Origin of the sequence: Caballeronia calidae, assembly GCF_900044055.2 — a bacterium.
GTDB lineage: Bacteria > Pseudomonadota > Gammaproteobacteria > Burkholderiales > Burkholderiaceae > Caballeronia > Caballeronia calidae.
The window spans coordinates 1-6539 of the sequence record NZ_FCOX02000150.1; the positions used below are offsets into that span (position 1 = coordinate 1).

6 protein-coding genes are annotated in these 6539 nt (G+C 56.9%); 1 reads left to right on the forward strand and 5 read right to left on the reverse strand.

Annotated features, from left to right (window positions below; all coding sequences use genetic code 11):
• Positions 1 to 30: 30 nt before the first annotated feature.
• The gene (locus tag AWB78_RS40860; protein ID WP_062612781.1) at positions 31 to 636 is read right to left on the reverse strand and encodes an adenine nucleotide alpha hydrolase family protein; all 606 of its coding nucleotides are present in this window, start codon (positions 634 to 636) and stop codon (positions 31 to 33) included.
• Positions 637 to 647: 11 nt separating this feature from the next.
• Positions 648 to 1397 carry an electron transfer flavoprotein subunit beta/FixA family protein gene (locus AWB78_RS40865; RefSeq protein WP_062612792.1) on the reverse strand — a complete coding sequence of 250 codons (750 nt, stop codon included), beginning with the start codon at positions 1395 to 1397 and terminating at the stop codon, positions 648 to 650.
• A 414-nt stretch (positions 1398 to 1811) separates the two neighbouring features.
• Here AWB78_RS40865 and AWB78_RS40870 point away from each other — a divergent pair, with 414 nt between their 5' ends.
• Positions 1812 to 2387, forward strand: a complete 576-nt coding sequence (locus AWB78_RS40870; protein ID WP_062612784.1) for a DUF2889 domain-containing protein — start codon at positions 1812 to 1814, stop codon at positions 2385 to 2387.
• 820 nt (positions 2388 to 3207) lie between these two features.
• Here AWB78_RS40870 and AWB78_RS40875 read toward each other — a convergent pair.
• From AWB78_RS40875 to AWB78_RS49635, 3 genes are all read right to left on the reverse strand, one after another.
• A complete protein-coding gene (locus AWB78_RS40875) occupies positions 3208 to 4788 on the reverse strand; it encodes an isocitrate lyase (RefSeq protein WP_062612786.1) in 1581 nt (526 codons plus the stop codon).
• A gap of 661 nt (positions 4789 to 5449) precedes the next feature.
• Positions 5450 to 6415, reverse strand: a complete 966-nt coding sequence (locus AWB78_RS40880) for a porin (RefSeq protein WP_332460149.1) — start codon at positions 6413 to 6415, stop codon at positions 5450 to 5452.
• Positions 6316 to 6539 (reverse strand): hypothetical protein (locus AWB78_RS49635; RefSeq protein ID WP_332460150.1); only part of this gene is annotated, 224 nt, incomplete at its 5' end. The genes AWB78_RS49635 and AWB78_RS40880, both read right to left, overlap by 100 nt.

A 6539-nucleotide genomic window follows, 5' to 3' on the forward strand; every position in this document is an offset into this window, starting at 1 on the left:
TCGCAATCTCTTTAAGGAAAGACACGTCCGTTACGCTGCCTGAGAAAAAAGAGCACTATTTGATGCACCAGTCAGTAACTCGCGCCCCACGAAGCTCGCCTTCCCTGTCGTTGGCGCCGCATTGCAATGTTCCAAAGAAGCGTTTCCACCTTCTGGAAGAACGGGATCGAACGCGGTCGTTCGGATTGTCATGACCTTGACGGCGTCCATCGCCTGAACTGTCGCGATGACGTTCCCGGCGAAAGTCGGCCGATCGAAGACATCCGGGGCCTTGACTGCAATGACATCACTGACTTGCGCGACATCGAGCAATGCAGCCACACGCGGCGCCACGTTGCGCCCAAAGGCGGTCGAAGGTGCCAGAATGTGTGAATAAGCGCCTGCAAGCTGAACGATCGTGTCCGCCAAATCTTCCGCGAGACCCTCACCAAGGTGCTGGGCGTCTGCTGCAATCACTTTGGAGATGCCCGGAATCTGCGCCGCAGCTTCCACGGCCGCACTCGCTTGATGACCAGCCACGAGTACATGGATCGGCTGACTCTCAAGGGTCGCGATCACCGCTGCCGCCGCGACTGTATTGAGCGTCGACGGTTTGATAGAGACGTTGTCGTGCTCTGCAATTACAAGAATCGACATCCTTAACCTCGTCAAATAATCTTCGCTTCGTTTTTCAGCTTTTCCACCAGCGCTTTCACGTCCGGGACCATCACACCGGGCGACCGCTTGGGCGGTTCGCTCACTTTCAGCGTTTTGATTCGGGGCGTAACATCAACGCCTAGCTGATTGGGCACGAAAATTAGGATCGGCTTCTTCTTTGCCTTCATGATGCTGGGCAGTGTCACATAGCGCGGCTCGTTCAATCGCAAATCTGTCGTCACGACCGCCGGAAGCGCGAGCGAAAGCATTTCTGCGCCACCATCCACCTCACGAGCGACGGTGGCGCGTCCGTCAGCGATCGTGATCTTTGAGGCAAAAGTCGCCTGTGGCATCCCGGATAAAGCCGCAACCATCTGGCCCGTTTGATTCGAGTCGTCGTCGATTGCCTGCTTACCGAGGATGATCAAGTCGGGATGCTCTTGATCAGCCAGCGCCTTAAGCAGCTTCGCCACTGCGAGCGGTTGGAGATCCTCGTCACTTTCCACGAAAAGGGCTCTATCCGCTCCTATCGCAAGTGCTGTGCGCAAGGTCTCTTGGCACTGTTTCGGCCCGCACGAAACTGCAATGACCTCCTTCGCAATCCCGGCTTCGCGAAGACGTACTGCCTCCTCGACGGCAATCTCGTCAAACGGATTCATCGACATCTTCACGTTCGTCAGGTCCACGCCCGTCCCATCGGTCCGAACACGGACTTTGACGTTGTAGTCGACCACGCGTTTTACTGCCACTAGGACCTTGATCCCCTTCATTCATGACCTCCTTGCGAGAGTTTTCCTCATATGTTTGCGTCGGGGCGCACTTTGACGATTCCCGGTACACGTTGGACCGTTAAGTCACCGTAGACTCAGACACCGAAATCTTGCTGTCCCTAGGCTACGCCAGCCTCGTCCCAAATGTCAATGATTAATCTTTAAATGTTTATTCATTGGCTTGCCCTTGTCACAAAGCGGGCGCAAAGATTCGAGCCGCGCCTTGCGGTGCGGGTTTCCTTTGGTTGACATTTAAATGTTCCGCGCGCTAGTCTTAAGTCGCACGTTGTCAGATTGAGCAATAGCCCATTGAGCGCAGCGACGAACCGAGCCCCGCTAAAGGCCAGCAGCGTGGACTCAACGCAATCCTTGACGCCGATGAGCTCCTGCCGTTTGGAGGAATGGATGAACTGTTCGCTTGAAGCAAGTACCGAAAAAAGCCAGGAAGTTTCGCGCGAGGAGCTTCACCTACGCCGCATCGAGATGAGGGGATATCGTCGTTCCGACGGCTTGTTCGAAGTCGAGGGGCGCGTTATCGATACAAAGCCGGTCGAGTTTGTCCCAAAGAGTGGCGGTCGAACGGTCGCGGCTGGCGAACCCATACACAACATGGGCGTTCGCCTCGTCTTTGATATGGAGATGGTAGTTCGGGATGTTTACACATTCACTGAGGCGTCGCCTTATTCGCTGTGTTCCTATGGCGGTGACGCGCTTCGTGAGTTAATCGGTACCAGCATCAAACCCGGTTGGGGATCAACGGTAAGGCGAAAACTCGGTGGTAGTCGAAGCTGCACGCATTTGATGGAGCTCTTGATGCCATTGGCCACGACCGCCATCCAATCCGTCGGTACATTGAACCTCCACGGTGTAGACGCAACAGACGCAAGCGAAAAGCCCGCAAAAATTGATAGTTGCTACGCCTACGCGGCCTCGGGAGAGCTTGTGCTTCGCCGTTGGCCCCAGTACTACAAACCGAAGTAAGTGGCTGGGTTAGCGCTGCATGTCACTCACTGAAGACCGGGGCGTGCCCGACAATCCCGATTGAATGAAAGCATGGGTGAAGACTAACCATCGAGAACGCACGGACCTTACGTATCCACATATCGTCCCAGCCGTCCAGTCAATTTCTCCAGCGATCCGTAGTGTCTCAGTGCTACCGATCTCGAAGTCAGCCGGACGTCCCTTAAAGGACGCCCCTCCCTTCTGCTACTAGAAGTCGACGGCACGGTACTCTAAGGGCGTGAGAGCATGCTCATCCCGGCGCGCCGATGGTTTTGGGAGCGCCTGTCCGTCATCATCGTGGCGCAAGTGACGTTGGGGCAGCCAATCGCAGTTGGACGCAAGGACTCACGGGGCAACACGCTTGCTGTACGCCTTCTTACTCGACACCGTCGAGCGCATGAAACCGACTTCTCGTCTTCACTTCGTCCCCCGTTCGATTGCAGCGGGGTTCGTTAAGTCATGGTCGGCAACACCGTGGACCGACGGTTACCGGTCCCGACTGACCTCATCTGACGCTCGCCACCTAGGTAAGTCCCTCCCAAAACGGCAAGCCGGATTTCTGAATAGCCCCTCGATGCTGGACAGTTCTGTCTGAACCACGAAGGCTCGCACCGACTATCAGGCTACCGAAGCTCACGACAGCTTCCGCATAGAAGCGCACAATGCTTGCTGATAGCGCCGCGAGCGATCTCGCCGCATAAAATTATGGCCCATCAGTTTCTGCAAGCTTGATCTGCGGCCTAAGATAGAAAACGCCAACCTGTAGTGGGTTGGCGTTTTTCTCGGAGTACTACTGGTATCAGAACTGGTTCATAGTGTTGTCTTTACCCGCTGCCTTCAGGGCGGCTTCGCCGCTGAAATACTCTTTGTGGTCGTCGCCGATGTCCGAGCCCGACATGTTCTGGTGCTTGACGCACGCGATTCCCTGACGAATTTCCTTGCGCTGCACACCAGCCACATAACCCAGCATGCCCTGATCGCCAAAGTATTCCCTGGCCAGGTTGTCGGTCGACAGCGCGGCGGTGTGATAGGTCGGCAGCGTAATCAGGTGGTGGAAGATGCCCGCTTCGCGTGACGCGTCGGCCTGGAAGGTGCGGATCTTCTCGTCGGCGAGCGTCGCCAGTTCGGTCTGGTCGTACTCGACGCTCATCAGTTGCGCACGGTCGTAAGCCGACACATCCTTGCCCTCGGCCTTCATTGCGTCATACGCCTGCTGGCGGAAATTCAGCGTCCAGTTGAACGACGGGCTGTTGTTGTACACCAGTTTGGCGTTCGGGATGACCTTGCGAATCTCGCTGACCATGCCGCCGATCTGGGCGATATGCGGCTTCTCGGTTTCGATCCACAGCAGGTCGGCGCCGTTTTGCAGCGCGGTGACGCAATCCAGCACGCAGCGCGCTTCGCCCGTGCCGGCGCGGAACTGGAACAGGTTGCTCGGCAGGCGCTTGGGACGCAGCAGCTTGCCGTCGCGCTTGATGATGACGTCGCCATTGCCCAGCTGGTCGGCCGACAGTTCCTCGCAATCGAGGAAGGAGTTGTATTGGTCGCCCAGATCGCCCGGCGTGTGGGTCACGGCGATCTGCTTGGTCAGGCCGGCGCCCAGCGAGTCGGTACGGCACACGATGATGCCGTCGTCCACGCCCAGTTCCAGGAACGCGTAGCGGATGGCGCGCACTTTGGCCAGGAAGTCCTCGTGCGGCACGGTGACCTTGCCGTCCTGATGGCCGCACTGCTTTTCATCGGACACCTGGTTTTCGATCTGAATGCAGCATGCGCCCGCTTCGATGAACTGCTTGGCGAGCAGATAGGTTGCTTCGGCGTTGCCGAAACCTGCGTCGATGTCGGCGATGATCGGCACGACGTGGGTCACGTGGTTGTCGATCTTTTCCTGGATGGCGGCCTTGGCCGGACCTTGCGCTGCGTCCAGCTGGCGGAACAGGCCGCCGAGTTCACGGGCGTCGGCCTGGCGCAGGAACGTGTACAGCTCGCGGATCAGCGCGCTCACCGAGGTCTTTTCATGCATCGACTGGTCCGGCAGCGGGCCGAACTCGGAGCGCAGCGCGGCGACCATCCAGCCGGACAGATAGAGATAGCGGCGCTCGGTGCTGTTGAAGTGCTTCTTGATGGAGATCATCTTCTGCTGGCCGATGAAGCCGTGCCAGCAGCCGAGCGACTGCGTGTATTTCGACGGATCGGCATCGTACGCGGCCATGTCGGCGCGCATGATCTTCGCCGTGTATCGGGCGATGTCAAGACCCGTTTTGAACTTGTTCTGGGCGCGCATGCGGGCGGCATACTCGGGGTTGATGGCATTCCACGCGCTGCCTTGTTGCTCCTTCAAACCAGCAACTGCCTTGATGTCGTCTTGATATTGGGTCATGTGTAACTCCTAGAAGCAAAGCGTATTTCAATAGAGGATTCGGCGTGCCGCTGCGTCGTTCGACGCGAACTGCATGACTCAATAGTAACGCGACAACGCCAAGTCTTATATAAGACATAAGACATTATTTTTTATTATTTATCAATGACATAAGAAGCGTTTTTTGCAATGCAGAACATGGTTTCAAAGCGCGAAAGGTTGATGCGGTGAGCATTCGAAGTGAATTCCGCAATATGGAAAAAGCTTTCAAGTAATGGGCCGGCTCGTGGATGGCTTTGTGCAACGAATGCTGGCGAGATTCGTCCACGTGTGTTCCACGAACCGACGTTCCAGCGCGCGATCAAACACGCTGACGGAGGGCGCCAAGATGACCAAGCCGGTGACGCCCTCGAGTCAGCCCTTCAACAAATGTGCCGAAGCCTCTGAGTCGCTTCGTTCTGCACCAAGGAAGCGGCCCGCATTCGCACAGTCGCCAAACTCACGCTCTCGCAGCGGCCCTTTACTTGTCGTTGCGGTCAACTTGCCGCGACACTCCGCTTTCAAGATTCCGCCCACGTTGAACGAAAAAAAGTGCGACATCTTTTCAGATATCGCACTAAGACGCGCCCCTCCCTAGGAGCTCATTCCCACACCACAAATCGATCGTGCTAAGTATCGGCCGTTAAAATTTATGCCGAAGTGCTAGCGAGACGGCGGTTTGCGCGTTGCTGCTTGACGCGGTCACGCCGTTGATTGCCGCAACTGCCGTTTTTCCGGTCGAATCAGTTCCGGAAGCCCGCTGATAAGCCGCGATGACATACACGTCGGTACGCTTTGAAAGTGCGTAATCCACCCCGACCGTTCCCTGATGGTATTGAGAGGACGACCGTCCGTTCGTTGGGTTGCCCCGAAGGTAGTTATATTCGAGGCCCACGCTGAACGCCGGCGTAAGCCGATACAAGAAACTCGTTTCGATATTGTTAAAGGTGGCGTCACCCGACAGCCGCCCGGGATTCGGGCCGCTCTCAGCAGTATTACCAAGCGCCAGGAAGCGAATGTTCGAATACACGAGGCCTAGAGTCGCCGGACCGATCGTATAGTTGACCCCAGCCCCAGCGACCTGCTCTGTGTGGGCCGAGGCATAGCCGCTATAAACCGGGCTCGTCATATTCGTCGTGGCTGCCGTAAGCGGCGTACTCGAACTCGTTCCGAAGAAGCTCACGTTCGAGTTGCGTACGTTGAGGTAGGCTGCAGCGACGCTTAACGGTCCGGACGTGTATCCCGCGCCTAACGACCAGATCTGATTGCGCGAGAAGTCGCCCGCCACGCCGCCCAGACTGTAAACGCCACCAAACGTCAGACCGCCGTAGCTTCTGCTGCTGAACTTAATCGAGTTGTTCGTGCGAAGCGTGTTGTCGAAGTTGTTGATGTCGCCCGGTTGCGAGCCAAAAGTTCCTCCCCAAAGGTCGCCTACGGTAAGCGGGCCGATGTAGTCCACGGCCGAATCATACTGTCGCCCGAGGGTCAGCGAACCGTATTGGCCAGAGCTCAATCCAACGTAGGCCTGCCGCCCGAAGAGCAAACCGCCTTGGCTAAGCTTGCCGCTGCCAACATCAAATCCGCTCTCGAGGCGGAAGATTGCTTGCAGCCCGCCGCCCAGATCCTCGCTTCCTCGAAGGCCCCACCGACTTCCACTGCGGCGCCTCCGGTTTTTTTGGACACAGATTTGGGGTAAAACGTGTGATCCAAACTGGAGTGGTTGATGTTGAAGA